We start from the raw sequence: 23,647 nt of genomic DNA, 5'->3' as shown, positions 1-23,647 counted from the left end.
CGCCTCAAGCAGGCCGGCGGCGTAGCAGCGCGCGGGCGATGAAGCGAAGCACCGACTCGTCGTTCTGGTTGAAGACTATCATCTGGGTGCGCAGGCTGCCCATTTCGGGCTTGCTGCGCGACGGCGTGACTTCGAGCACTTCGGTCTCGCAGCGGAGCACGTCGCCGGGATGGACCGGCTTGAGCCAGCGCAGCTCGTCGATTCCCGCGGCGCCCAGGCTCGCCTGCGGATCCTCCTTCATGTGCTCGACGAGCATCGCCATCGTCATAGCGCAAGTGTGCCAGCCGCTCGCCGCCAGCCGGCCGAAGTGCGTGCGCGCCGCCGCCTCGTCGGAGAGGTGGAAGGGCTGGGGATCGTAGCGGCGGGCGAACTCCAGCACCTCGTCGCGGGTTACTTCATGGCGGCCGAAGCTGGCGCGGTCGCCCACCGATATGTCTTCCAGATAGCGCATGGTTTCAGTTTCGGATGAAAACCCATGTTTGGCAAGCCCGGACGGTTCAGCCGTGCACGCCGATCAGCATCCACACCGCCATGCCGATCATCATCAGATTCTCGGTGAGCGAAATGAACCCGAGCGGCACGTTGCTGTCGCCGCCCACGCACGCGCATTTGAGCTCGCGCCGATCGATGTAGACCGCCTTGAACACCGAGACTGCACCCACCGTGCCGATGAACAGCGCGAGCGGTGCTGCGAACCATGTCGCCACTCCCGCCACCATCAGCACGCCCGCAAGCCCCTCGGCAAAGGGATAGAGCGTCGCATAGGGGACCCAGCGCTGCGCGAGCAGGTCATAGCCGAGAAACATCGTCGAGAAGCTCGCCACGTCGCGCAGCTTGAACAGCGCGAGCAGACACATGGCGAAGGAAATGAACCAGACGAGCGCCTGGAGCGTGAAGGGCGTTCCCGCCGCGGCCTGGCTCGCTGCGAGCGCCATCACCGCGGCGGTGCCGAACAGCGCGATCACGGGCGCGTAGGTCAGCGCCTTGGGATCGCGCACCTTCAGCCCGAAATAGCGGCGAAGATCGTCATAGCCGCCAATCCGCTTGCCGCCGATGAAGGTCTGCGGAGTGGTGGGGACACCGTGCTCGGCCTTGAAGGCGTCGATCTCGGCGCGGGTGATGAGGTGGTGGTCCTCGACCTCGAACCCCTTGCGGCGCAGCAGATCGAGCGCGCGCAGCCCCCAGGGGCAGATGTGCTCGGGCGTGACCATGCGGTAGAGAACCGCGTTCTTTGCGTTTTCAGCCATGCCGACCCATATAGCGGCCGTACCATGGTACGGAGTCAAGGGCATGACGAGACTGACGATCGGCAAGCTGGCGCAAGCGGGCGGCGTGGGCGTCGAGACGATCCGCTACTATCAGCGCCGGGGCCTGATCGACGAGCCCGACCGCGGTTATATGGGGAGCGTGCGGCGCTATGGCGAGGGCGACGTGCGACGGCTGCGCTTCATCCGATCGGCGCAGGCAGCAGGCTTCACGCTCGAGCAGATCGGCGAACTGATCGAACTCGATGCGCGCGACGACCGGCCACGCGCCCGCGAGCTGGCCCGCGAGCGCATCTCGGCACTCGACGCGAGGATCGTAGAGCTGACGGCGGCGCGGGACGCGCTGCGCAGGCTCGCGCGCGAATGCGGATCGGGCGGCACGGGGCCGTGCCCGATCCTGACGGCGTTCGAAGCGTAGATCGAAAGATGGTCGCGACTCAGGGCTGGCTGCACGGCTTGACGGCATCGAAATAATTGTTCCCGCCCTCATCGACGCGGCAGCCGACCAGGTGCAATCCCGACGCTTCGAGGAGCCGCTGGTAGGTTTGTTCGCCGAGCGACATCGATCGCCGCCCGGTCAACGCGTCCGGCCATTCGCAAGGCTCGCGTGGCGCACTGAACAGAAACCGGCCCCCTGGCTCAAGCGCATCCGCCACACGACCAAGCAATTTGCGCTGATCGTCTGCGGAAAGCAGGAACAACAGGCCGATCGAAACCGCAGCATCGAAGCTACGACCGAAGAACGCGCTGTCCTGCGCGGCCTCACAGGCACTTGGCGCGTCCGGAAACCGGCGGCGGAATGTCGCTATCAATCTGGGCGATGCATCGATCCCGAAGACCGTGAACCCCTCTTCGACGAGCACTTGCGCGATCGGCACTCCCGAGCCGCAACCGACGTCCACGACAGTGGCCGACAGCGGCAGATGGTCTCGAGCCCAGGAGCGGACGAGGCCTGTTCCGATGCCGGAGCGAGCCGCGATGAATTGCTCGGCAACTCCGTCCCAGCCTTCGGAGCGATCGATGGTCATGCGGCGCGCTTCCGGGCAGCGACTCTCGTCTCCTACTCTATTGAACCGGTGGCAGTTGGAAAGTCGGTGCCCCCAAACGGCCCGCTCTGTTGCCGGGCCGACGCGGAACTTCGGCACTCCACGGCGGGTTTGCGCGCCATGGCTACGCTGCACTCTTCGGTCGACCGTCCCGACGGCGGCAATTCGCGCCGGATCGCCGTGATGGCTCTGGCGGTGCTCCAGGTGCTGGTGCCGATCCTGCCCAGTCTCGGCATCGGAACGCAAGTAGGAGAGCGGTCCGATGCAGCGCATACGCTGATCACGCCCGCGGGCTGGGCCTTCTCGATCTGGGGGCTGCTCTATGCCGGGTCGCTCGCCTATGCCGTCTTCCAGACGATGCCGGCGCAGCGGGGCAATCCGCTGCTCGCGCGGATCGGCTGGCCGAGTGCGGGGGCGTTCCTGGGCAATGCGCTGTGGGCATTCTACACCCAGAGCTTCGGGCTCAATGCCGGATCGGTCGCGATCATCGTCTTCACACTGGGGTGCCTCCTGGTGGTCACCCGCAGCTTCGCGCGCGAGCCGGCATTCACGCTGGGTGAGCTGGCGCTGACCGTGGTGCCGCTGAGCGCGCTCGGCGGCTGGCTGACCGCGGCGACGATCGTCAACATCGCCGCGTCGCTGCAATTCCACGGCATCGAACTGGCGCCCGGCGCCGCAGCCGCGATGCTGGTTGCGGGAGGGGCGTTCGCCGCGGGAATGCTCGCGTTCGGCCGTGGCAATTTCTGGTACGCGCTTCCCTTCCTCTGGGCGCTGGCGGCGGTCCATGCCGAAGGCGGGCGTGCGAACGCGACGATCGGTACGACGGCGATCGTTGCCGCGCTGCTCGTGCTCGCCAGCGCGGCGATCCTGCTGATGCGGGGCGAAAATCGAGAGCGCTGGTTCCGCGCCGCCTGATGATCAGACGTTGAAGCGGAACAGCATCACGTCGCCGTCCTGGACGACATATTCCTTGCCTTCGGAGCGCAGCTTGCCCGCATCCCGCGCGCCGGCCTCGCCCTTGAACTGAACGTAATCCTCATAGCCGATCGTCTCGGCGCGGATGAAGCCGCGCTCGAAATCGGTGTGGATCGCGCCCGCTGCCTGGGGTGCCTTGGCGCCCACCTCGACGGTCCAGGCGCGCGCTTCCTTGGGGCCGACGGTGAAGAAGGTGAGCAAGTGGAGCAGCTTGTAGCCTGCGCGGATCACGCGGGCGAGGCCGGTCTCCTCCAGTCCCAGCTCGGCCAGGAACTCGGCGCGCTCGTCGGCGGGCATGGTCGCGATCTCGGCCTCGATCGCGGCGGAGACGACAACGGCCTCGGCACCCTCGGCTTTGGCCTTCTCGAACACCCGCGCCGAAAAGGCGTTGCCGTTCGCGGCATCCTCTTCGTTGACGTTACAGACGTAGAGCACGGGCTTGCCGGTGAGCAGCTGCGCCTGGGCGAGGACCCTGGCTTCCTCGGCGTCCTTCGGCTCGGTGAGGCGCGCGGGCTTGCCGTCACGGAGCAGATCGAGCGCTTGGCCAAGCACGCTCGCGGCGATCTTCGCCTCCTTGTCGCCCTGCTGGCCCTTCTTGATGTAGTTGGGGACGCGCTTCTCGAGGCTCTCGAGGTCGGCGAGCATGAGCTCGGTCTCGACCGTCTCGGCATCTGCGATCGGATCGACCTTGTTGTCGACGTGCTGGATGTCGTCGTTCTCGAAGCAGCGCAGGACGTGGACGATCGCGTCGACCTCGCGGATGTTGCCAAGGAACTGGTTGCCCAGGCCCTCGCCTTTCGATGCGCCGCGTACGAGCCCGGCGATGTCGACGAAGCCGAGCTGGGTTTCGATGATCTTGGCCGATCCGGCGATCTCGGCGAGCTTGGTGAGCCGCGGATCGGGCACGGCGACGTTCCCGACATTGGGCTCGATCGTGCAGAAGGGATAGTTGGCCGCTTGTGCCGCCGCAGTCTCGGTCAGCGCGTTGAAGAGCGTGGACTTGCCGACGTTCGGAAGGCCGACAATGCCGCAGCGGAAACCCATGGGAGAATAGCCTGTTCGTAGGAAAGGGAGATGGTGCGCCGATAGAGGGTTCGACGGGCATTTTCCAGCGTTTGAGAGGTGCGTTGACTTGGCTCGGCACTGTGACACACTCCCCCAAGCACAAGGGGAGTAAATATAATGAACAGGAGAGGAAGAACGGCCGCGCTGTTTTGCGCGGGGGCAGCGCTGGCACTCGGGCTCGGCGGGTGTGAAGACGCGGAGGCCGTCGCCAAGGCGGAAGCCGCAGCCAAGGCCAAGAAAATCGAGGCCGAACGTCTCGACAAGCAGAAGCGCAAGGCCGCGCACAACGTCGATTGTCTTACCGCGCTGCGCTGGCAAAAGGCCGCGCTCTCAACGCTGCCGATTGGCGATCTCAAGCTCTACGAAGATTATTATCGCGGCCAGCTGGACGAAACGGTGGGCGGCGCGATGATCACCAACGAAGGCGGCCCGACGCTCGCGCGCTCGACGATGCAGGACTATCTCGACTGGGCCTATGCCGAGAATGTCCGGACCAAGTTCGTGGCAGGCACCGAACCCAACGAGCGGGGGTATAATATCGTAACCGCGTGCGTGCTCGAAGCTGCCGAAGCGGGCCACGGGCCGCTCGCCGAAAAGGACAAGGTCGAGCGCATGCAGTATCTCCAGGCGCTGCGTGAGAAGCTCGACTCCTCGGGCGCCTGACCTTCGCACGAACGCTCCCCGCGGGTGCCCTGGCGCGTCCGTGGGGAGCGACGGGCTTCGACGATGCCGGTTGCTCGGATCAACCGGCCGTCCGCGCCAGCCAGTCGCGCAGCGCCGCGTTCACGGCATCGGGCCTCTCCCACGGAAGGAAATGACCGCCGTTCTCGATCTTCGCCAGCGTGAGATCGGGCACCAGACGGTCGAGGCCGTCGAGCTGGATCGGGAGCAATGCCCTGTCCTTCATTCCCCAGATCACCAGAGTCGGCTGTGCCACCAGCGGAAAGGGGCCGTCGATCCACGCCGGCCGCTCGACCTGTTCGCCCTCCGCCGGGACGACGATGCTGCTTGCGCGATACCAATTGAGCATCGCGGTCATCGCGCCGGGCTGGCTCCATTCGTCGAGATAGGCGGCCTTGTCCTCGCCCGCGACTGCGCTCACCAGATGCTGGGTGAAGGTCGAGGCGAAGAAGCGCTCGAGCCCGGCGCCGACGAGCCCCTGGTCGATGCTCGTGTCGCGAAAGGTGCGGATGTAGCGGCTGGCGCGGCGCTGTTCGGGATCGTCGAACAGCGAGCGCTGGAAGATCTGCGGATGCGGTCCGTTGACGATCGCCAGTCGGTCCACGCGGCCCGGATGCTGGAGCGCGGCCATCCAGGCGATCGCGCCGCCCCAGTCGTGGCCGACCAGCGTGAAGCGGTCGATGCCGAGCGCATCGGCTAGCGCCAGGAGATCGGCGACCGGCTTGTCGGGCGTATATTGTTCCACCCCCTCGGGCTTGGAAGAGCGGGCATAGCCGCGCTGGTCCGGCGCGATCACATGATGGTCGGCAGCGAGCATCGGGATCTGGTGGCGCCAAGTGCGATGCGATTCGGGGAAGCCGTGGAGCAGGAAGATCGGGGGGTTCTTCGGATCGCCTGCGATCGCGACGTCGAGCTCGACGCCGGTGGGAAGGGCGAAGCGTTCGAGGGCGAAATCCTTCTGCATCCTCACCTCCGTTCGCCCTGAGCCTGTCGAAGGGCGCATGCGAAGGCTGGGGGAAAAATCGCGCTTCTACAAGCTAGGCGCGGCCATCATGGATAGCTGACCGTCTTCGGGATCTCGGGGATGGGGATCCATTCCTTGTCGTCGCCCGGAACCTTAGGGAAGCGCCCGGCCTTCCAGTCTTCCTTGGCCTGGTTGATACGGTCGCGATCGGAGGAGACGAAGTTCCACCAGACGTGGCGCGGGGTGCGGAAGGCTTCGCCGCCGCACAGCATCACGCGGCCGCCCGCCTGCGAGCGCAGCGTCGCCGCCGTGCCGGGGCGGAGGACGTAAAGCGTCAGCGGCGCGAGCGGCATGCCGTCCAGGCTCGCTTCGCCCAGCGCCACGTACAGGGCCCGCTCATCGGCCTCGGGATCGATCGGGATGCTGCCGCCGGGCGCGAGCTCGATATCGGCATAGATGGTGCCGGCATAGGTGGTGGTCGGCGCCGCGGCGCCCCACAGGTTGCCCATGATCACTCGGGCACGTACCCCGGCGGCTTCGACGGTCGGAAGCTGGCCGGCGGCGACGTGCTCGAAGGCGGGGTCCATCTCCTCGACCGCCTCGGGCAGCGCTATCCAGGTCTGGATTCCCGAAAGCTCCGGTCCCTTGGCGCGTTCGGCGGAGGGGGAGCGCTCCGAGTGGACGATGCCGTTGCCCGCGGTCATCAGATTGACTGCGCCCGGCTCGATCGTGGCGAAGGTGCCGAGCGAATCGCGATGGTCGATCGCGCCGGCGTAGAGATAGGTGACGGTGGCGAGATTGATGTGCGGATGCGGGCGGACGTCGATCCCGTTGCCCACATCGAGATGCGCCGGCCCCATCTGGTCGAAGAAGATGAAGGGGCCGACCATGGTGCGCGGCCGCGACGGCAGTGTGCGATGGACCTTGAACCCGCCCAGGTCGTGCGTGGTGGGTTCGATCGTCTGGATGAACAGGTCTTCGCGCATCGCTTCCTCCGGCTGGTGTTCGGCATAGCCCGCGGAGGCACGCGGCGACAATCACCCGATCGCGTGGCACCCGATCGTGTGGCTCATCCGGCGTCGAGCTCGGGATAGTGACGGAAGATGCCCTGGGTGTTGAAGCCGATTCGCCGATCGCTGGCACAATAGGCGGCGACGCCGGGGAGCGCCGCGACGTGATCGCGGATCGTGGCGAGCCTGGGATAATTCCCCTCGATCGCCTTCATCCGCCGGGGGAACATATAGTGCAGCCCCTCGATCAGCTGGAAGATCGAGGTGTCGCCATAGCTCCATGCGTCGCCCGCAAGCCACTCGCCCTGCACCGAACGCTCGAACCAGCCGAGGAACTTGGGCATCCGCTCTTCGCAAAATTCCTGCGCGAAGCGTGCGGCCTCGGCCTTCTGGTCCTCGTAATAGAGGCTGGTGCCGACGGGGTGATGGACCTGGTGCACCTCGGCGACGAAATCAGTGATGGTGAGCTGGACTTCGTGGAGCCAGTAGCGACCCGCCGGATCTTCGGGGGCGATGCCGTGCCTGTCCCCCAGATAGAGCAGGATGTTGGCGACCTGCGAGAGCACCATGTCGCCGGTGTCGAGATACGGCGGGGCGAAGGGCGGGTGATCCTGGCGTGCTTGCATGTCGGCGATCAGCGCGTCCGAGCCCCGCTCGCGCGCCATGTCGACATAGGCGATCTGCGCCGCCTCCATCGGCAGCCGGACGAACTCGCCCCGACCCTGGATCTCGGCCCAGTACCAGAGCTTGTACGTCGTCATATTCACTCTCCCGGAGCGCGTGCCCTGATCGCTAGCGCGTGGATGCGGCCGGCGAGCAGATCGGCGAGCGCGTTGTTGACCAATCGCTGGCGCTGAACGCGCGAAAGTCCCTGGAAGGCCCCGCTTTCGATCGCCACCGTCCAATGCGACTCGCCGGTGCCGTCGTCGCCGAGATGGCCGCTGTGATGGTGGCTGTCGTTGATCACTTCGAGCTGCGTCGGGGCGAGCGCGGCGATCAGACGGGCGGCGATGATGTCGGCGAGTGCGCCGCTGGAAGGGTCGGTCATGGCGCCTATATAGGCGGTTTGTTCGAGGGAGGTAGCGTGGCTGACGGGCAGCCGAAAAAGGATCGACCGAACGCACGTTTCCACGGCCGCGTGGAAGCGGAGGGAAGGCTGTGCGCCGAGCCGGGCTGTGCCGAGCCGGGCGAGTTTCGTGCGCCGAGCGCAGCACCGCGCCACGGATTCGACGGGCCTGGAGACTATCGCTGGCTCTGCCTCGATCACGTCCGCGCGTTCAATTCGGGATATAATTTCTTCGCGGGCATGAGCCCCGACGAAATCCATGACGCGCAACGACCGTTCGCCGGGTGGGAGCGCGAAACCCGCGCGTTCAACGCGACCGGCGGTGCCGACCGGCCGCCGCGCTGGGCCGATTTCTCCGACCCGCTCGACGCGATCGGCGCGCGTTTCCGCGACCGCATGAAGGATCGCGGCGAGCGCAAGGACGGCAAGCCGCTTTCGGGCCGGGATCGCGAGGCGCTCACCACGCTTGCGCTCGAGATCGATGCCGACCGGATGGCGCTGCGAAAGCGCTATTCGGAGCTGGTCCGCCGCTACCATCCCGACCGCAACGGCGGCGACCGCAGCCACGAGGCCAAGCTCCAGCGAGTGATCGAGGCGTATCAGCAGCTCAAGAGCTCACCGGCGTTCGCCTAGCAGCTGGGTTGCTCAGCTGGCCGATGGCTTGTTGACTGCCAATTGCGCATCGAAGGCGCGCCTGTAGGCGGGGCGCGCCTCGCCGCGGGCGACATAGGCGGCGAGGGTCGGATATTCGTCCAGCAACCCCGATGATCTCGACCTGAGAAGCACCGAGATCATCATCAGGTCGCCTGCGCTGAACGCGCCGTCGAGCCAGTCCGTGTCGCCGAGGCGAAGCGCGAGCTGGCCCAGCCGATCACGGACGCGATCCTCGACGATCGGCATGCGCGCCGAGGCCCATGGCTTGTCGCTCTCGAGAATCCTGGCGTTCGCGAGCTCTATGATCGGCGGCTCCACCGTGCTCAGCGCGGCGAACATCCAGGTGATCGCGCGTGACCGGGCATTCGGATCGTTCGGGAACAGGCCTGCATGCCGCTCCGCGATATGGAACACGATCGCCCCAGTCTCGAAGAGCGCGAGATCGCCTTCCTCATAGGTGGGGATCTGACCGAAGGGGTGCAGCGCGAGATGTGCGGGCTCCTTCATCGCCCCGAACGAAACCGGGCGAACCTCGTAGGGCTGGCCGACTTCCTCCAGCGCCCAGCGGACGCGCGTATCGCGCGCCAGCCCCTTGCCGCCATCGGGCGACCGTTCAAAGGCGGTGATGGTGACGGACATCGCGAGCTGCTCCTTAGCGCAGGTGCCGATGCGCTCAGGCGCCGACGCTCTCGGCGATGCGCTTCGCTACCGCTTCCCATTGCTCCGCGACCTTGCTCCAGCCCTGGTGGAAACCCATCGCTTCGTGCTGGGCGCGCGCTTCCTCGGTCCAGTGGCGCGCGCGGCCGCGGTAGAGCGTCTTTCCGCCCGGCTGCGGCTCGAACTCGAACGATCCGACCATGAACGGCCCGGCCGGGTCCCAGCCCTTGGTGAAGGCATCGGTGAAGACGATCAGCCGTTCGGGGATCACTTCCAGATAGACGCCGTCGTTGGGCATCACTTCGCCGTCCGGGCCGTACATGGTGATCGCCGCGCGTCCGCCCGCGCGCAGATCCATCTCTGTCACCTCGGCGCGCCAGGGCGGCGGGCAGAACCATTCGCCGAGGTGATCGGTATAGGCGCGCCACAATGCGCTGGCAGGCGCGTCCATCAGGCGCTCGACGACGAGCTCATGGGCTGACATTGCTTCTCTCCTTGTGGTTTCGGTTACTTGGGCGCGACGAGGCCGAAGCCGGCGCCCTGCGGATCGGTGGAAAAGAAGACGCGCTCGCCGCCGGGCACTTCCATCGGATCGTGCATTGGCGTGCCGCCATTGGCCTTCACCTTCTCGAACGCCTCCTCGATGTCGGGGACGCGGAAGTAGAAGTTCCAGCCGATCGGGTTTTCGGCTTTCTCGCGCGGCATCATCGCGCCCCAGACCTCCGCTTCGCCGTCCGGGGTGAGGAAGCTATAGTCTCCCCACGGCATCGGCATCGCGCCGGCCTTTTTCCAGCCGAACACCTTGCTGTAGAAATCGAATGCGGCGGCATCGTCGCTCGTCTGCAGCTCGTTCCAGCTACCCTTGCCGAGCTCCATCCGGCCATAGGCCTTGCTGGGCTCGGGACTCTCGCCGCGCATCACGTAGAATTTGGCGCCCTGGGGATCCTCGACCAGCGCCATCCGACCCACCTGGTCCATGGTCGTGGGCGGCATATGGACCTTGCCGCCGAGCGACTCGATCTTCGCCACGGTCGCGTCGACATCGTCGACGCCGATGTAGCCGAGCCAGGCGGGAGCAGTGGGCATCGGGTTCTTCATCAGGCCGCCGACGCCGTCGCCGCCAGCGTTGAGGATCGTGTAATCGCTCGGTGCGCCTTCGAACTTGCTCGGAGTCCAGCCAACGACCTTGGTATAGAAATCGAGCGCGGCATCGGCGTTGGTGGTGAGCAGCTCGTACCAGATCCAGCTTCCATGGGGGTTGGTCATCGCGTGTCTCCTAAAGGTAATCGGGCTGAAGATCGCCGCCGCTGCGGGCGAAGCCGAGCCTTTGGGGGGGTGGCTCGGCTTCGCCCTGGGCGAAGGACCGGGGGCTTTAGCCCTTCGCGTCGAAGAGCGGCGCGAAACCGCCCCACATCATCCGCTGGCCATCGAACGGCATGTTGGAGAAGTCCGGCTTCATCCGCTCGTCCTCCATCATCTTGGGCCAGGCGGCGTCGCGCGCTTCCTTGGACGGCCACTCGACCCAGGAATAGACGACGCGCTCATCGTCTTTCCGTAACGTGGCGCGATTATAGTCGGTCTTCTTGCCGTCCGGGGTCTCCTCGCCCCAGGCTTCGACGACGCGCAGCGCGCCATATTCGCGGAAGACCGCGGCGGCTTTCTCTGCCATCGCCTTGTATGCGTCCTTGTTGCCCGCGGGCACCGGCAGGACATAGCCGTCGAGATAGCCGGTGCCCTTGCCTTCGCCGACTTCGACGAAGGGCTCGAACCCCGCGAAGATCATGCGGCTGCCGTCGAACGGCATGTCCATGTTCATCAGGTCCGGATTCTCCATCATCTTGCGATTGGCCTCGTCGCGCGTCGCCTTGTCCGGATATTCGAGCCAGCTGAACAGTACGGTCTCGTCGTCCTTGAGGTCGACCGCCTTCTTGAGGTCGTTGGTCTTGCCGTCGGGCACATCGTCGCCCCAGGCTTCGACGAAGCGTGTCGCACCGAGGCCGAGGAACAGGTCGATCGCGCCTTCGGCGTGCTTCTTGTAGGCGTCCTTGTTGGCAGTGGGGACGGGGGTCAGAAATCCTTCGACATAGGTCATGACATCTCTCCTCAGGCAGCTTTTGGTTGTTCGGTCTGTAGATCGGCGAGCTGCGCCTGGATCGCAGCAGCATAGCCCGGCCGGGCCAGGCAGCGCTGCTGATAGGCGGCGAGGCGTGGCTGCTCGGCGAGCAAATCGGTGTGGTCGAGCGCGCGCAGTACCGCGGCCATCAACAGGTCACCGGCGGTGAACCGGCCTTCCAGATAGTCGCGATCGCCGAGTGCTTCGGCGAGTCGTGCGAGCCGCGTGCGGATATCCTCCACCAGCCCGGGCCGACGCAGCGCCGCCCATTGCTCGCCGGCGTGGAAGACATCGACCGTCACCAGCTCCATCAGCAGCGGCTCGACGCTGTTGAGCGCGGCGATCGTCCAGGCCACGGCCCGCGCCTGGCCGGCCGGGTCTGCGGGCAGCAGCGTCTCGCAATCCCGGCCGATGTGGAGCACGATCGCGCCAGACTCGAAGAGCTGGACGATATCGTCGCGATAGGACGGCACCTGCCCCCAGGGCTGCTCGGCGAAATAGTCCTGCGGACGGTTCACCGCGCTGATTAGCCGGGTCCGATAGGGGATGCCCGCTTCCTCGAGCGCCCAGCGGACGCGGAAGTCGCGGACATAGGAGCGGGCGAAGTCGGGCACCCAGTCGAAGGCTGTGACTTCGACCGGTGCATTGGGATCGACGGGCATCGTGCTTCTCCCTTCAGGCGGCGCGCGCGGCGGCTTCGATTGTGGCGATGTCGATCTTGCGCATCTGCATCATCGCATCCATCGCGCGCTTGCCGGCGGCGCGGTCGGGGTTCTGAAGCCCCAGCTCGATCAACTGCTTGGGCGTGACCTGCCAGTTTACGCCCCATTTGTCCTTGCACCAGCCGCACATGCTCTCGGCGCCGCCGTTGCCGACGATCGCGTTCCAGAACTTGTCGGTCTCTTCCTGATTCTCGGTGTGGATGACGAAGCTGACCGCCTCGGTCTGCGGGAACATCGGTCCGCCGTTCAGGCCGATGAACTTATGGCCCATCAGCTCGAACTCCACGACGATCACTTCGCCGGCCTTTTGCGAGGGCGTGTCCGAAGGGGTGCGTTGTACGCTGGTGATCCGGCTGTCGGGAAAGAGCGAGACGTAGAAGTTCGCGGCTTCCTCGGCAGTGTAGTTGTACCAGATGCAGGTGGTGAGTTGCTTGTCCATCATCTCTCTCCTGTGGAGTGGGCTTAGGCGTCGCCCTTTTGTTTTCAGGCCGGTTCGTGCGCCGGCCCCTCGGGAAAGGCGGCCATCGCGGCTTCCATGTCCATGAACATCGGCTCGAAGATATGGCCGTCCGGATCCTCGAAGCTGCGGCCGTACATGAAGCCCATGTCCTGCTTTTCGCGGATGTCGGCCTTGCCGCCGGCAGCCGCCGCCTTCTCGACGATCGCGTCGACTGCCTCGCGGCTGTCCCGCGAGAGCGCGATCAGCACTTCGGTAGTCGCATGCGCGTCGGCGAGCGGCTTCGGCGTGAAGGTTTTGAAGAAGTCCTGCGACAGGATCATGAACACGATCGAGTCGCTGAGCTGCATCGCCGAGGCGGCTTCGTTGCTGAAGCGCTCGTCCTTGGTGCAGCCGATCGCTTCATAAAATGCGGTCGACTTGGCCACATCGGCCACCGGCAGATTGATGAAGATCATCTGAGTCATCGTTTCGCTCCCTCTCGTTCGCGGTGGCCGGATCGGGCTCCGGCGAATCACCTACTTGCTCCTGATGCAGCATTGAGTTACATAAAGCAACTATGAAGTCACAAAAAATAACCAACTCGGGTCTGGGCAAGTCGCGGCGCTGGTATCCGGATGCTTGTGGAACTGCCCTTGCGATGGAACTGATCGGCGAGCGCTGGGCGCTGCTGATCGTGCGCGAGCTGCTCCTGGGCGGACGCCGATTCAGCGAGCTGCGTGCGGGCCTTCCGGGCATCAGCGCCAACATCCTCACCCAGCGGCTGGAGGGGCTAGAAGCGTCGGGCATCCTCCGGCGGCGCACGCTGCCGTCGCCTGCCAATGCGCAGGTCTATGAGTTGACGAGCTGGGGGAAGAAGCTGGAGGAGCCGATCTTCTCCTTGAGCCGCTGGGCGGCGGGATCGCCCGCGCACGACGTGACGCTGGGGCTGAGCAACACCGCGCTCATGCTCTCGCTGCGCACGATGATCGATCGCGACGCGGCGCGCGGTTTTCCCGCCGAACTGGGTTTCCGCGTGGGCGGCGAGCCCTTTCGGGCGCAGGTGATCGACGGCCGGCTCGAAATCGAGCGCGCCGATCCGAAGGGCGCCGAGCTGCTGTTCGAAGGCGAGCCGACGGCGCTCGCTCCCACCTTCTACGGCCGCGACCCGCTGGAGGAATCCCAGCGGCTGGGGAGGGTGCGCTTCACCGGCGATCCGGCGCTCGGCCAGCGCTTCGTCGATCTCTTCCACTTGCCCAAGTTCGAGAACGACTGAGCGCCTGCGTGGCTTTGGCGTTGCGGCGGCGGGTGCGAGCGACTAACTCGCACTCGCATTCTCCAGGAAGCAGTGATGGCCGATATTCCCAACACGCAGCCCGACAGCCGCGAGACGACGATCCTCGAAGCGCCCGACAAGCAGGTGAGCGTCCGCGACCTGTTCGGCATCGACATCGACATGGAGGTGCCTGCCTTCAGCGAGGCGGACGAGCGCGTCCCCGATCTCGATCCCGCTTATGTCTTCGATCCCGATACGACGCTCGCGATCCTGGCGGGCTTCGCCTACAATCGCCGCGTGATGATCCAGGGCTATCACGGCACCGGCAAGTCGTCGCACATCGAGCAGGTGGCGGCGCGGCTCAACTGGCCCTGCATCCGCATTAACCTCGACGCGCACATCAGTCGCATCGACCTGATCGGCCGCGACGCGATCGTGCTGCGCGACGGCCAGCAGGTCACCGAATTCCGCGAGGGCCTGCTCCCCTGGGCGCTGCAGACGCCGACTGCGCTCGTCTTCGACGAATATGATGCGGGGCGGCCCGACGTGATGTTCGTGATCCAGCGCGTACTGGAGACCGAGGGCAAGCTGACGCTGCTCGACCAGAACCGGGTGATCCGGCCGAACCCCTGGTTCCGCCTGTTCTCGACCGCCAACACGGTGGGTCTGGGCGATACCAGCGGGCTCTATCACGGCACCCAGCAGATCAATCAGGGCCAGATGGACCGCTGGAACGTGGTGGTGACGCTCAACTATCTCCCCGCCGCGACCGAGGCGCAGATCGTGCTCGCCAAATCGGGCGATTACGACAAGCCCGGCGGCAAGGAGCTGGTCGAGAACATGGTTCGCGTGGCCGATCTCACCCGCAAGGGCTTCATCGCCGGCGACATTTCGACCGTGATGAGCCCGCGCACCGTGATCACCTGGGCGCAGAATGCCGAGATCTTCAAGGACGTCGGCTTCGCCTTCCGCCTCTCGTTCCTCAACAAATGCGACGAGGCCGAGCGCGCGCAGGTCGCTGAATATTATCAGCGCGTGTTCGGGAAGGACTTGCCCGAGAGCGTCGTCTCCAAGGCCTGAGGGTGGCCGCGGACTCGCCTCTGGAGCAATTGCGCGCCGTTCTCGGCGGGGCCGCGCGTGCGCTTTCGGGTGAGCCCGAGGCGGAGCTCAGCTTCACTTCCGATCCGCCGCGGCAGGACGGGCGGAGCATCAAGGTGCCGATGCCCTCACGCACGCTGCCGGTTGATCAGGTGGCCGAGGCGCGGGGCTTCGCGGATGGGTTCGCGCTCCGGATCAAGCATCACGACAGCGCGCTCCACCAGCACGGCGCGCCGGGCGAGGCCGTCGCGCGCGCGGTGTTCGATGCCGTCGAGACGGCGCGGATCGAAGCGCTGGGCTCGCGCGGCTATGCGGGAATCGCGGACAATCTCGAGCATTCGCTTGCCGTGCGGCTGCGCTCGGATCCGATCGCTCGCGCCCGCAACCGCGAGGAAGTGCCGCTTTCGACTGCGGTGGGGCTGATGGTCCGCGAGCGGCTCACCGGCCGTGAGGCGCCGGCCAGCGCCGCGCTCGGCATGGCGCTGGTACGCGACTGGATCGAGGAGCGCGCCGGCTCTGACCTCGACGCGCTCGCGCTCGCGATCGACGACCAGCGGGCCTTCGCCCAGCTCGCCAGCAAGCTGCTCCATGATCTCGAGCTCACCGAAGGAGACATGGTGCCCGACGAAGCCGACGAAGGCGGCGGCGAGGACGAGGGCAGTGACGAGCAGGAGGAGCCCGGCGACGAAGAGGGCGACTCCGAGGGCCAGCAGGGCGAGGGCGAAGTCGAGGCGCGCGGCGAGCAGCGCGACTCCGATCAGAGCGAGGAGGGCGAGGACCAGCAGTCCGACGCGATGGAGGACAGCGACGGCGAGCCAGGGGACGAAGGCGACGAGGGCATGCTCCCCACGCGCCCCAACCGGCCGTGGAGCGATTTGCCTCCGCAGTTCGAATATCACCCCTATACGATCCAGTTCGACGAAGTGATCGCCGCGACCGAGCTGTGCGACGCCGAGGAGCTCGACCGGCTGCGCTCGTACCTCGACCAGCAGCTCGTCCATCTCCAGGGCGCAGTCACCAAGCTTGCCAACCGGCTCCAGCGCCGGCTGATGGCGCAGCAGAACCGCAGCTGGGACTTTGACCAGGAAGAGGGGCTGCTCGACGCGGCGCGGCTGGCGCGCGTGGTGGTCAATCCGATGCAGTCGCTCTCGTACAAGATCGAGCGCGACACCGAGTTCAAGGACACCGTGGTCACGCTGCTGATCGATAATTCGGGATCGATGCGCGGCCGGCCGATCTCGATCGCCGCGATCAGCGCCGACATCCTTGCGCGTACGCTCGAACGGGTGGGGGTCAAGACCGAGATCCTGGGCTTCACCACGCGCGCCTGGAAGGGCGGCCAGAGTCGCGAGAAATGGCTCGCCGAAGGCCGCCCGGCGCAGCCCGGCCGGCTCAACGACATCCGCCACATCGTCTACAAGCAGGCCGACGAGCCCTGGCGCCGCGCCAAGCGCAGCCTAGGCCTGATGATGCGCGAGGGGCTACTCAAGGAGAATATCGACGGCGAGGCGCTGCTCTGGGCGCACGGCCGTCTGATCGGCCGGCCGGAGGATCGCAAGATCCTGATGGTGATCTCGGACGGCGCGCCGGTAGACGATTCGACGCTGTCGGTGAATTCGGGGAGCTATCTGGAGCGGCACCTGCGCCAGGTGATCGGCTGGATCGAAGCGCGCTCGCCCGTGGAACTCGTTGCGATCGGGATCGGCCACGACGTGACGCGCTATTACCAGCGGGCGGTGACGATCATGGACGCCGAGCAGCTCGCTGGCACGATGGTCGAACAGCTCGCGGCGCTGTTCGATACCGAGTGACGATCGACCCGCCTCCCGGAGGCTTCCACGGGCCGGTGAAGCGATCGGTGACCATCGCCGGCCATCCCACCTCGATCAGCCTCGAACCGGTCTTCTGGAAAGCGCTCGAAGCCGCTGCCGCCGATTTCGGGCTGCCGCTCAATGCGCTGATCGCTGCGATCGATCACGCGCGGATCCAGACACCCGATCCCCCGAACCTGGCGAGCGCATTGCGCAGCTGGCTGTTGCACAGGAGCGAAGCTGCGACAATTTGATACTTGATGCGATCAACTCGCATTAGCGTTGACTCTGCAAACGATTCGCAATAGCTCGCCGCGTAACGAACCTAAAAGGGGAAAATCGTGACGCGTTCGACGCCTGCCGCTTCGCCGGCATTCCTTGCGCTCGCCTGTGTGGGCTTTGTCGCCTCCTCGCCGGCGCTGGCAAACGATCCGGTGACCGGGCCGGCCGCTGCGGACGAGCAGACGCAGGAGCAGCGGCGCGACGACGATGTCGTGGTCACCGGCGCGATGTACGCCCCCAAGCAGGAAAGCCCCAAGGCGACCCGCACCGTGCGCGACACGCCGCAGACCGTCACCGTCATCACCGGCGAGACGATCGAGCAGCAGAACCTGCTGACGCTCCGCGACGTCCTCTCCACGGTGCCGGGCATCACCTTCGGTGCGGGCGAAGGCGGCGGCGGCTACGGCGATTCGATCAACCTGCGCGGCTATTCGGCCAACACCGACATCACGATCGACGGCGTTCGCGACAGCGCGCAATACACGCGCACCGATCCGTTCAACCTCGAGCAGCTCGAAGTCGTGAACGGCGCCAATTCGGTCTACAACGGCTCGGGCTCGGTCGGCGGATCGATCAACATCATCACCAAGAAGCCCACGGCAACTGACCGCGTGACGATCTCCGGCGGAGTGGGCACTGCCGATTATTACCGCGGCACGATCGACGCGAACGAGCGCGTCAACGATCTAATCGCAGTGCGGCTCAACGCGATGTACCACGAGAACCGCGTGCCCGGCCGCGACGTGGAGAAATACGAACGCTGGGGCGTGGCGCCGTCGCTCACGATCGGGATCGAGAGCCCGACGCGGCTGACGCTCCAGTATCATCACCAGGAAGACACCAACGTCCCGCAATATGGCGTTCCCTATTTCGAGAATGCGGTGAACGCGGGGCCGCTGCCGGGCGTCGATTCGAGCGATTACTTCGGCTTCCGCAACGTCGATACGCAGGAAATCCACTTCGATCAGGCGACGGCGATCTTCGAGCACGACTTCACCGACCGGCTCTCGATCCGCAACCTGACCCGCTGGCAGGAAGTCACTCAGCTCGCGATCGTCAATCCGCCGCAGGGCACCTGGTGTCTCGCCTCGGGTGTGCAGGCGACGGGCGCGCCCTGCCCGGCAACCGTGCCGGCCGGTTATTATCTGCCCTCGGGCCCGCGGGGTAACACCCGTGATTCACGCAACCAGTTGATGTACAACCAGACCGACCTCAACGCGGTGTTCGACACCGGGGGCATCGAGCATACGCTGGTGCTCGGCACGGCCTGGTCGTGGGAGAAATACAATCTCTCCACGGGCAATGTACTGCGCAACCCCAACGGCTCCGCCGCCTATTCCAGCTTCCCGCTGATGCGGATCGACAATCCGAACGAGGTGGTCGCGGGCCCTGCGGGCTTCACCTACGGCAGCAACGTCTACACCGGGCCGCTCAACTTCATCGAGAGCGCGCGACAGACCGGCGAGTTGGAGAATTTTGCAGTCTATCTGTTCGACGCGATGAAGCTAGGCGACATGTTCGAGATCAACGGCGGCGTCCGCTGGGAGCGCAACAAGGGCTGGTACCGCGCCGACACTGTCTCGATCGCTGCGGCGACGCTCGGCCAGGTCGCCGTCGGCGAACGCTTCGACAACGACGACGATCTTTTCTCTTACCGCGCCGGCCTGGTCTTCAAGCCGGTCGAGGCCGTGAGCATCTACGCCGCCTATGGCAATTCGGAGACTCCTTCGAAGACCTCGGTCAACGGATCGTGCACTGCCGCGAGCTGCAACGTCGAGCCGGAGTCCGGCAAGAGCTACGAGATCGGCGCGAAGGCGGAGCTGTTCCATGGCGGGCTGCTGCTCACCGCGGCCGCGTTCCGCAACGAGCGTGACAAGTACAAGGTCGCATCGAACGACCCGGTCGAGCCCGACCAGGTGCTCGACGGCAATTCGCGCGTGGACGGGATCGCGCTGGGTGCGGTCGGCAAGATCACGCCGCGATGGTCGGTCACCGCCAACTACACCTATCTGAAGGGCGAACTGATCCAGTCGGTTTCGGACTATTGCCTTGCGAACCCGGGGACGACGGGTTGCAACAACAGCAGCGCTAACCCCGATCCCGGCGCCGGTGCCCGGCTGGTCAACACGCCCGAGCATTCGGGCAGCCTGTTCACCACTTATGCGTTCCCGTTCGGCCTCACGGTCGGCTATGGCGTGACCTACCAGGGCAGCTTCGCGTTCGGCACGCCCACGCTCGCCGCGCCGGATGTGCTCTATTCGGACGCCTATTGGGTCCACAGCGCCTATATCGCGTACAACTTCACCGAGAATCTGAGCGCGCAGATCAACGTGAAGAACTTCACCGACGAAGAATATTACACCCGCATCCGCAACAACGGCTGGGCGACGCCGGGCGACCGCGCTGCGGGAGTGCTGACGGTCAACTACCGCTTCTGAGAAAGGGGGAAGGAGCGGGCCGCGGATATCCCCAAGCGTCCGTGGTCCGCTCCGCACCCCTGCCGTTGCCATCGCGCGCGGATGCTGAGACAGGTTCGGGGCACCGCTCCGCTGCCTGGAGATACGAATGCTGATCCCGATCCCCGATTTGCTCGATCCGGCGCAGGTGGCACGCGTCCGCGCGATCATCGATGCCGGCGAGTGGGTCGACGGCAACGTGACTTCGGGGCCTCAGTCGGCGCTGGCGAAGAAGAACGAACAGCTTCCCGAGGCGAGCGCCGCCGCGCAGCAAGCGGGGGCGATGATCCTGGAGGCGCTCGGCAAGTCGCCGCTGTTCGTCGCCGCCGCGCTCCCGCTCAAGGTCTTCCCCCCGCTGTTCAATCGCTACGGCGAGGGGCAGAATTTCGGAACGCACGTGGATAATGCAGTGCGGATCCAGCGCGGCAGCGATTTCCGAATCCGCAGCGACTTGTCGATGACGGTGTTCCTCGCGCCGCCGGACGAATATGACGGCGGCGAGCTGCTGGTCGACGGGATGTTCGGCGCCCAATCGGTCAAGCTCTCCGCAGGCCATGCCATCCTCTATCCTTCCTCGAGCCTCCACAAGGTGACGCCCGTCACGCGCGGCGTGCGCGTGGCGAGCTTCTTCTGGATCCAGTCGATGGTGCGCGACGACGGCCAGCGCCGCATCCTGTTCGACCTCGATCAGGCCGTGCAGCGGCTCACCGGTCAGCTTGGCGGGGGCGACCGCTCGGTGATCGAGCTCACCGGCGTCTATCACAACCTGCTGCGCAGCTGGGCCGACGCTTAGACGTCGGGCAGTCGTATCCGCTCAATCCTCCCCCGCCAGGGGGAGGTGGCGCCGAAGGCGTCGGAGGGGGAGGAAGCACGTCGTTACGTTCTGGCATCCGCCCCCTCCGTCATGCTCCGCATGACAGCTCCCCCTGGCGGGGGAGGATCAACTATGCGCATTCGTCGATCTCCGCGAAACGTCCGAACGCAGAGCTCAGCCAAGCATCGCTTCCAGCGCTGGGGATAGGCGTTCGGCGAAGCCCCCGTCCTCGGTGCGCATCACCAGCCGCGCCGTGAGGCCTTCGCGCTCGGCCAACGCCAGCCCTTCCTCCGGCCCCAACACCGTGAGCGCGGTTGCCCAGGCATCGGCGTACATCGCCTGCGCGTGGAGCACCGTTGCCGAGGCGATGCGGTTGTCCACCGGCCAGCCGGTGCGCGGATCGAGCGTATGGGCGAACCGGCGGCCGGCATGCGCGAAGCCGCGGCGATAGTCGCCCGAGGTGGCAACCGCGAGCTCGTGGAGTGCGACGCGCAGAGGCGGCAGCGCCGATCCGGGGACAGGCTCCATCTCGACCCACCACGGCTGGCCGTCCGGCTTGATACCCGCGCCGCGAAGCTCGCCGCCGATCTCGACGAGGAAGTCGGTGATGCCCGCTTCGATCAGCTGCGCGGCGACTGCGTCGACTGCATAGCCCTTGGCGATCCCCGAGAAGTCGAGCGCCGCGTCGCAACGCCGCCGCGCGCGGAAGAGCAGCAAGTCAAGCTCGACGCTGCCGGGGCCGCTGCGCGCAGCCGCATCGGCGATGCTCCCGGGAGAGGGCGGCGCTGCAACCGGGCCGGATGCGCCGAAACCCCATAGCTCGACGAGCGCACCCTTCGTTGGATCGAACGCGCCCTGGCTTGCCTGGCCGATCTCGATCCCGGCTCTGAGCACGTTGAGGAAATCTGCGGGGAGCGCCTGCCAGCGCCCGATCGCCACGCGGTTGAACCGGCTGAGAACCGAGTCCTGCTCCCATTGGCTCATCTGCGCGATGATCCGGCCGAGCACGGCTTCGATATCCTGCTCGATCCGGGGAAGCGCGGCTTCGTCTGGGGAGACGAGCCGGACCGACCAGCTCGTCCCCATCGTCTTGCCGCCCAGCACCTCCACCGGCGCGCCGGCACGTCGTCGCCGGAAAGCCTCGGGCGAAAGCGCGGGCGGGATCGCGATTCTCAGGGCGCGAGCACCTCGAGCGTGGTGACGTAATTGGCGCGGCGCTGCGGCGGGCCGGCGGGCGCGGCGGCCGGCACGGTAGCCTGACTCTGACCTTGTGCTCCCGGACCGCCCGGCCCGCCACGGTCCCCGCCGCTGCTGACGTTGAGCCAATACATGCCCGGCTCCGGCCAGGCGATCTGCACCTTGCCTTCGGCGTCGGTCTTGAGATTCATCTGGTTGAGCTTGTCACGGTAGCGGATCCCGCCCGGGATCACCGTCACTGCTTGGTTCGGGAAGGGCTGGCCGTCGAGCAGGAACTGGAAGGTGGCGGTCTCGCCCGCGACCAGATCATTGGGATGCGTCACCGGCACCAGCTCGATGCCCTTGCCGGTCGGCTCGAAGACGGTGGTGGTCGGCGCGCCCGAGGTGATGAACACTTCGTTGCGAGTCACATTCTCGCTGGTGCGCACATCGGTCGCGCCCACGGGGATCGCCGTGGCGAGCGCAGCCGTGGTCGTGCCGCGCGGCAGCATCTTGCGCTCGCCGTTCAGCATGTAGCTGCCCATGATGCCTTCATTGACGATCGCGACCTTGTAGGTGCCCTTCTGCGTCAGATGGACGTCGAAGGTGGTGCGATAACGGCCGGTCGCCTTGTTCTCGACCTGGCCTTCGCTGCCGTCCGGCGCGAACACCCTGGGATCGCCGCGCAGCGGATGGTGCTCGAAATAGAAGAGGTCGTTCGAGATGGCGGCGTCGATCGTCACCCAGACGTCGTCGCCCGATACGACCGTGGCCGAGGGCAGCATCCACATCCGATGCGCCTGGACGGCGGCGGGCGTGGCGAGCGCGATCAGCGCGGCTGCCGCTAGAATGGGCGTGCGGAACTTCTTCATGGCTTCCCCCTGTTGATCAACGACGGACGGTGAGGCTGACCGCGCCGAGCTCGCTGGAGCCCTGCGCCTTGGCCGTCCCGCCCTTGGGCACGGTGAAGGGCAGGCGCAGCAGCTCGCGGCCGCCCACTTCGCGCGCGGCCTCCACCACCAGCGTGTAATTGCCTCCGCTGAGCTGCGGCATCGGTCCGCGTCCGGCGGTGAAGCTCAGCTTGTGCGTGCCGGGCGCGCGCGTGGCGCCGGTCACCCCGTCGGCCGGGAACGACATCGAGCGGCCGGACGCGCGCCACCATTGCCGCACGTCGCGCAGCCATTTGGTGCCTTCGTTGTTGCGCATGTCCGAATCGTACCAGACCGCGAGGGTGCGCGGCGCGGCGCCCTCCTTTTCGAGCCAGACGGCGACATAGGGCCGGTGGTATTCGGCGACGTTGAGCCGCGGAATGGTGATCGTCAGGTCCAGCGTCTGCGCGGCGGCGGGCGAGACGACCATCGCGCTCGCGCCCAAGGCGGTGACGGTGAGGCCGGTCAGGCGGATCTGCATTTGGGCAGGGTCTCCCTAGTGGATCAGGAAAATGGCGATGAGCGCCGGAATCACGAGGCCCGCCGCGACCAGCGGCCAGGTGCTCCGGCGGTGCTTTGAATGCATCCACAGCAGCACCAGCCCGGTGAGCGAGAAGATCACGCAGGCGGCCACGAAGATGTCGATGAACCATTTCCACACGGTGCCGGCGTTGCGGCCCTTGTGGAGGTCGTTGAGATAGGCGATCCAGCCGCGGCTGGTGGCTTCGGTGGTGACCTCGCCGGTAGCGCGGTCGATCGCTACCCAGCCGTCGCCGCCTGGGCGCGGCTGGGCGAGATAGATTTCATCGGCGGACCATTCGGCCTCGCCCCTGCCCGAGAAGGGCAGGTTCGCCGCGACCCAGCTAGAGACCTGCGGCGGCAGCGGCTTCTTGGCATCGGCGGCATCGTCGGGTGCCACCTGGCGCAGCAGTTCGGGCGGAAGCTGCGCGCTCGCTTCGCGCACCTGCGGCGCTGCTTCGATGTCGGCCGCATGATTGAGCGTGAAGCCGGTAATCGCGAACAGCAGCATCCCGATCAGGCTGATCGCCGAGCTCATCCAGTGCCAGGTATGCAGCTGCTTCAGCCAGAAGCTCTTCCGGCTACGCTTGATCTTGGCCGGGGCTGCGGCGGTTCCGTGCATGAGAGGCGGA

Annotated in this window: 29 protein-coding genes; 10 read left to right on the top strand and 19 right to left on the bottom strand. The window is 66.2% G+C overall.

Features of this window, described 5'->3' with window-relative positions; genetic code table 11:
- Positions 1-4 precede the first annotated feature (4 nt).
- Together ACMGDH_RS13915 and ACMGDH_RS13910 are read right to left on the bottom strand one after the other, a co-directional pair.
- Complete coding sequence (locus ACMGDH_RS13915) at positions 5-451, bottom strand: MaoC family dehydratase (protein WP_436828557.1); 447 nt, start codon at positions 449-451, stop codon at positions 5-7.
- A 46-nt stretch (positions 452-497) separates the two neighbouring features.
- Positions 498-1,247: a MauE/DoxX family redox-associated membrane protein gene (locus ACMGDH_RS13910; RefSeq protein ID WP_436828556.1), complete on the bottom strand. Its 750-nt coding sequence runs from the start codon at positions 1,245-1,247 to the stop codon at positions 498-500.
- 43 nt (positions 1,248-1,290) lie between these two features.
- Between ACMGDH_RS13910 and ACMGDH_RS13905 the strand changes: the two genes are divergently transcribed.
- The gene (locus ACMGDH_RS13905) at positions 1,291-1,683 is read left to right on the top strand and encodes a MerR family transcriptional regulator (RefSeq protein WP_436828555.1); all 393 of its coding nucleotides are present in this window, start codon (positions 1,291-1,293) and stop codon (positions 1,681-1,683) included.
- Between the two features lie 19 nt (positions 1,684-1,702).
- Here ACMGDH_RS13905 and ACMGDH_RS13900 read toward each other — a convergent pair whose 3' ends face one another.
- A complete protein-coding gene (locus ACMGDH_RS13900) occupies positions 1,703-2,293 on the bottom strand; it encodes a class I SAM-dependent methyltransferase (RefSeq protein WP_436828554.1) in 591 nt (196 codons plus the stop codon).
- A gap of 138 nt (positions 2,294-2,431) precedes the next feature.
- Between ACMGDH_RS13900 and ACMGDH_RS13895 the strand changes: the two genes are divergently transcribed.
- Entirely contained in the window at positions 2,432-3,226 is a 795-nt protein-coding gene (locus ACMGDH_RS13895) for a TspO-related membrane protein (protein ID WP_436828553.1), read from the top strand.
- 3 nt (positions 3,227-3,229) lie between these two features.
- On the opposite strand, the gene ychF is transcribed toward ACMGDH_RS13895, so the two are convergent.
- Positions 3,230-4,330: a redox-regulated ATPase YchF gene (gene ychF, locus ACMGDH_RS13890; protein ID WP_436828552.1), complete on the bottom strand. Its 1,101-nt coding sequence runs from the start codon at positions 4,328-4,330 to the stop codon at positions 3,230-3,232.
- Positions 4,331-4,468: 138 nt separating this feature from the next.
- Here ychF and ACMGDH_RS13885 point away from each other — a divergent pair, with 138 nt between their 5' ends.
- Positions 4,469-5,014 (top strand): hypothetical protein, encoded by a 546-nt coding sequence (locus tag ACMGDH_RS13885; protein WP_436828551.1) that lies wholly within the window; start codon positions 4,469-4,471, stop codon positions 5,012-5,014.
- A 79-nt stretch (positions 5,015-5,093) separates the two neighbouring features.
- Here ACMGDH_RS13885 and ACMGDH_RS13880 read toward each other — a convergent pair whose 3' ends face one another.
- The 4 genes from ACMGDH_RS13880 to ACMGDH_RS13865 all read right to left on the bottom strand — a co-directional run bounded on the left by ACMGDH_RS13880 (position 5,094) and on the right by ACMGDH_RS13865 (position 8,054).
- Complete coding sequence (locus tag ACMGDH_RS13880) at positions 5,094-5,996, bottom strand: alpha/beta fold hydrolase (protein WP_436828550.1); 903 nt, start codon at positions 5,994-5,996, stop codon at positions 5,094-5,096.
- Positions 5,997-6,082: 86 nt separating this feature from the next.
- Complete coding sequence (locus ACMGDH_RS13875) at positions 6,083-6,982, bottom strand: pirin family protein (protein WP_436828638.1); 900 nt, start codon at positions 6,980-6,982, stop codon at positions 6,083-6,085.
- Positions 6,983-7,065: 83 nt separating this feature from the next.
- The gene (locus tag ACMGDH_RS13870) at positions 7,066-7,767 is read right to left on the bottom strand and encodes a glutathione S-transferase (protein ID WP_436828549.1); all 702 of its coding nucleotides are present in this window, start codon (positions 7,765-7,767) and stop codon (positions 7,066-7,068) included.
- Between the two features lie 2 nt (positions 7,768-7,769).
- Positions 7,770-8,054, bottom strand: coding sequence for a BolA family protein (locus tag ACMGDH_RS13865; protein ID WP_436828548.1), 285 nt, complete (start codon positions 8,052-8,054; stop codon positions 7,770-7,772).
- 36 nt (positions 8,055-8,090) lie between these two features.
- On the opposite strand from ACMGDH_RS13865, the gene ACMGDH_RS13860 reads away from it, so the two are divergent.
- A complete protein-coding gene (locus ACMGDH_RS13860; protein ID WP_436828547.1) occupies positions 8,091-8,705 on the top strand; it encodes a J domain-containing protein in 615 nt (204 codons plus the stop codon).
- 12 nt (positions 8,706-8,717) lie between these two features.
- Here the strand turns inward: ACMGDH_RS13860 and ACMGDH_RS13855 are convergent, their stop codons facing one another.
- From ACMGDH_RS13855 to ACMGDH_RS13825, 7 genes are all read right to left on the bottom strand, one after another.
- Positions 8,718-9,365: a glutathione S-transferase family protein gene (locus ACMGDH_RS13855; RefSeq protein ID WP_436828546.1), complete on the bottom strand. Its 648-nt coding sequence runs from the start codon at positions 9,363-9,365 to the stop codon at positions 8,718-8,720.
- Between the two features lie 34 nt (positions 9,366-9,399).
- On the bottom strand, positions 9,400-9,867 hold the full coding sequence (locus ACMGDH_RS13850; protein WP_436828545.1) for an SRPBCC family protein: 468 nt from the start codon (positions 9,865-9,867) through the stop codon (positions 9,400-9,402).
- 23 nt (positions 9,868-9,890) lie between these two features.
- On the bottom strand, positions 9,891-10,649 hold the full coding sequence (locus ACMGDH_RS13845; RefSeq protein ID WP_436828544.1) for a VOC family protein: 759 nt from the start codon (positions 10,647-10,649) through the stop codon (positions 9,891-9,893).
- A gap of 106 nt (positions 10,650-10,755) precedes the next feature.
- Positions 10,756-11,475, bottom strand: coding sequence for a DUF1428 domain-containing protein (locus ACMGDH_RS13840; protein WP_436828543.1), 720 nt, complete (start codon positions 11,473-11,475; stop codon positions 10,756-10,758).
- 11 nt (positions 11,476-11,486) lie between these two features.
- Positions 11,487-12,158: a glutathione S-transferase family protein gene (locus ACMGDH_RS13835; RefSeq protein ID WP_436828542.1), complete on the bottom strand. Its 672-nt coding sequence runs from the start codon at positions 12,156-12,158 to the stop codon at positions 11,487-11,489.
- Between the two features lie 13 nt (positions 12,159-12,171).
- Positions 12,172-12,657, bottom strand: a complete 486-nt coding sequence (locus ACMGDH_RS13830) for a VOC family protein (RefSeq protein ID WP_436828541.1) — start codon at positions 12,655-12,657, stop codon at positions 12,172-12,174.
- A 44-nt stretch (positions 12,658-12,701) separates the two neighbouring features.
- Positions 12,702-13,142, bottom strand: coding sequence for a VOC family protein (locus ACMGDH_RS13825; RefSeq protein ID WP_436828540.1), 441 nt, complete (start codon positions 13,140-13,142; stop codon positions 12,702-12,704).
- A 173-nt stretch (positions 13,143-13,315) separates the two neighbouring features.
- Here ACMGDH_RS13825 and ACMGDH_RS13820 point away from each other — a divergent pair, with 173 nt between their 5' ends.
- The 6 genes from ACMGDH_RS13820 (at position 13,316) to ACMGDH_RS13795 (ending at position 20,370) form a co-directional block, all read left to right on the top strand.
- Positions 13,316-13,930 (top strand): winged helix-turn-helix transcriptional regulator, encoded by a 615-nt coding sequence (locus ACMGDH_RS13820; protein WP_436828539.1) that lies wholly within the window; start codon positions 13,316-13,318, stop codon positions 13,928-13,930.
- Positions 13,931-14,005: 75 nt separating this feature from the next.
- Positions 14,006-15,010 (top strand): cobaltochelatase subunit CobS, encoded by a 1,005-nt coding sequence (gene cobS / locus ACMGDH_RS13815; RefSeq protein ID WP_436828538.1) that lies wholly within the window; start codon positions 14,006-14,008, stop codon positions 15,008-15,010.
- Positions 15,011-15,012: 2 nt separating this feature from the next.
- Entirely contained in the window at positions 15,013-16,839 is a 1,827-nt protein-coding gene (gene cobT, locus ACMGDH_RS13810; RefSeq protein WP_436828537.1) for a cobaltochelatase subunit CobT, read from the top strand.
- Positions 16,836-17,093, top strand: coding sequence for a ribbon-helix-helix domain-containing protein (locus tag ACMGDH_RS13805; RefSeq protein WP_436828536.1), 258 nt, complete (start codon positions 16,836-16,838; stop codon positions 17,091-17,093). Before cobT ends, ACMGDH_RS13805 begins: the two co-directional genes overlap by 4 nt.
- Before the next feature lie 87 nt (positions 17,094-17,180).
- Entirely contained in the window at positions 17,181-19,559 is a 2,379-nt protein-coding gene (locus ACMGDH_RS13800; RefSeq protein WP_436828535.1) for a TonB-dependent receptor, read from the top strand.
- Positions 19,560-19,686: 127 nt separating this feature from the next.
- Positions 19,687-20,370 (top strand): Fe2+-dependent dioxygenase, encoded by a 684-nt coding sequence (locus ACMGDH_RS13795; protein WP_436828534.1) that lies wholly within the window; start codon positions 19,687-19,689, stop codon positions 20,368-20,370.
- A 195-nt stretch (positions 20,371-20,565) separates the two neighbouring features.
- Here ACMGDH_RS13795 and ACMGDH_RS13790 read toward each other — a convergent pair whose 3' ends face one another.
- From ACMGDH_RS13790 to ACMGDH_RS13775, 4 genes are all read right to left on the bottom strand, one after another.
- The gene (locus tag ACMGDH_RS13790; RefSeq protein WP_436828637.1) at positions 20,566-21,477 is read right to left on the bottom strand and encodes an FAD:protein FMN transferase; all 912 of its coding nucleotides are present in this window, start codon (positions 21,475-21,477) and stop codon (positions 20,566-20,568) included.
- A gap of 86 nt (positions 21,478-21,563) precedes the next feature.
- Entirely contained in the window at positions 21,564-22,439 is an 876-nt protein-coding gene (locus ACMGDH_RS13785) for a DUF4198 domain-containing protein (protein WP_436828533.1), read from the bottom strand.
- Positions 22,440-22,455: 16 nt separating this feature from the next.
- The gene (locus ACMGDH_RS13780; protein WP_436828532.1) at positions 22,456-22,977 is read right to left on the bottom strand and encodes a DUF2271 domain-containing protein; all 522 of its coding nucleotides are present in this window, start codon (positions 22,975-22,977) and stop codon (positions 22,456-22,458) included.
- Positions 22,978-22,992: 15 nt separating this feature from the next.
- Positions 22,993-23,637, bottom strand: coding sequence for a PepSY-associated TM helix domain-containing protein (locus tag ACMGDH_RS13775; RefSeq protein ID WP_436828531.1), 645 nt, complete (start codon positions 23,635-23,637; stop codon positions 22,993-22,995).
- Between the last annotated feature and the right edge of the window lie 10 nt (positions 23,638-23,647).

This window comes from Sphingomonas radicis, assembly GCF_051400635.1.
Taxonomy (GTDB): Bacteria; Pseudomonadota; Alphaproteobacteria; order Sphingomonadales; family Sphingomonadaceae; genus Sphingomonas.
This window is presented reverse-complemented; position numbering and strand designations above follow the sequence as displayed.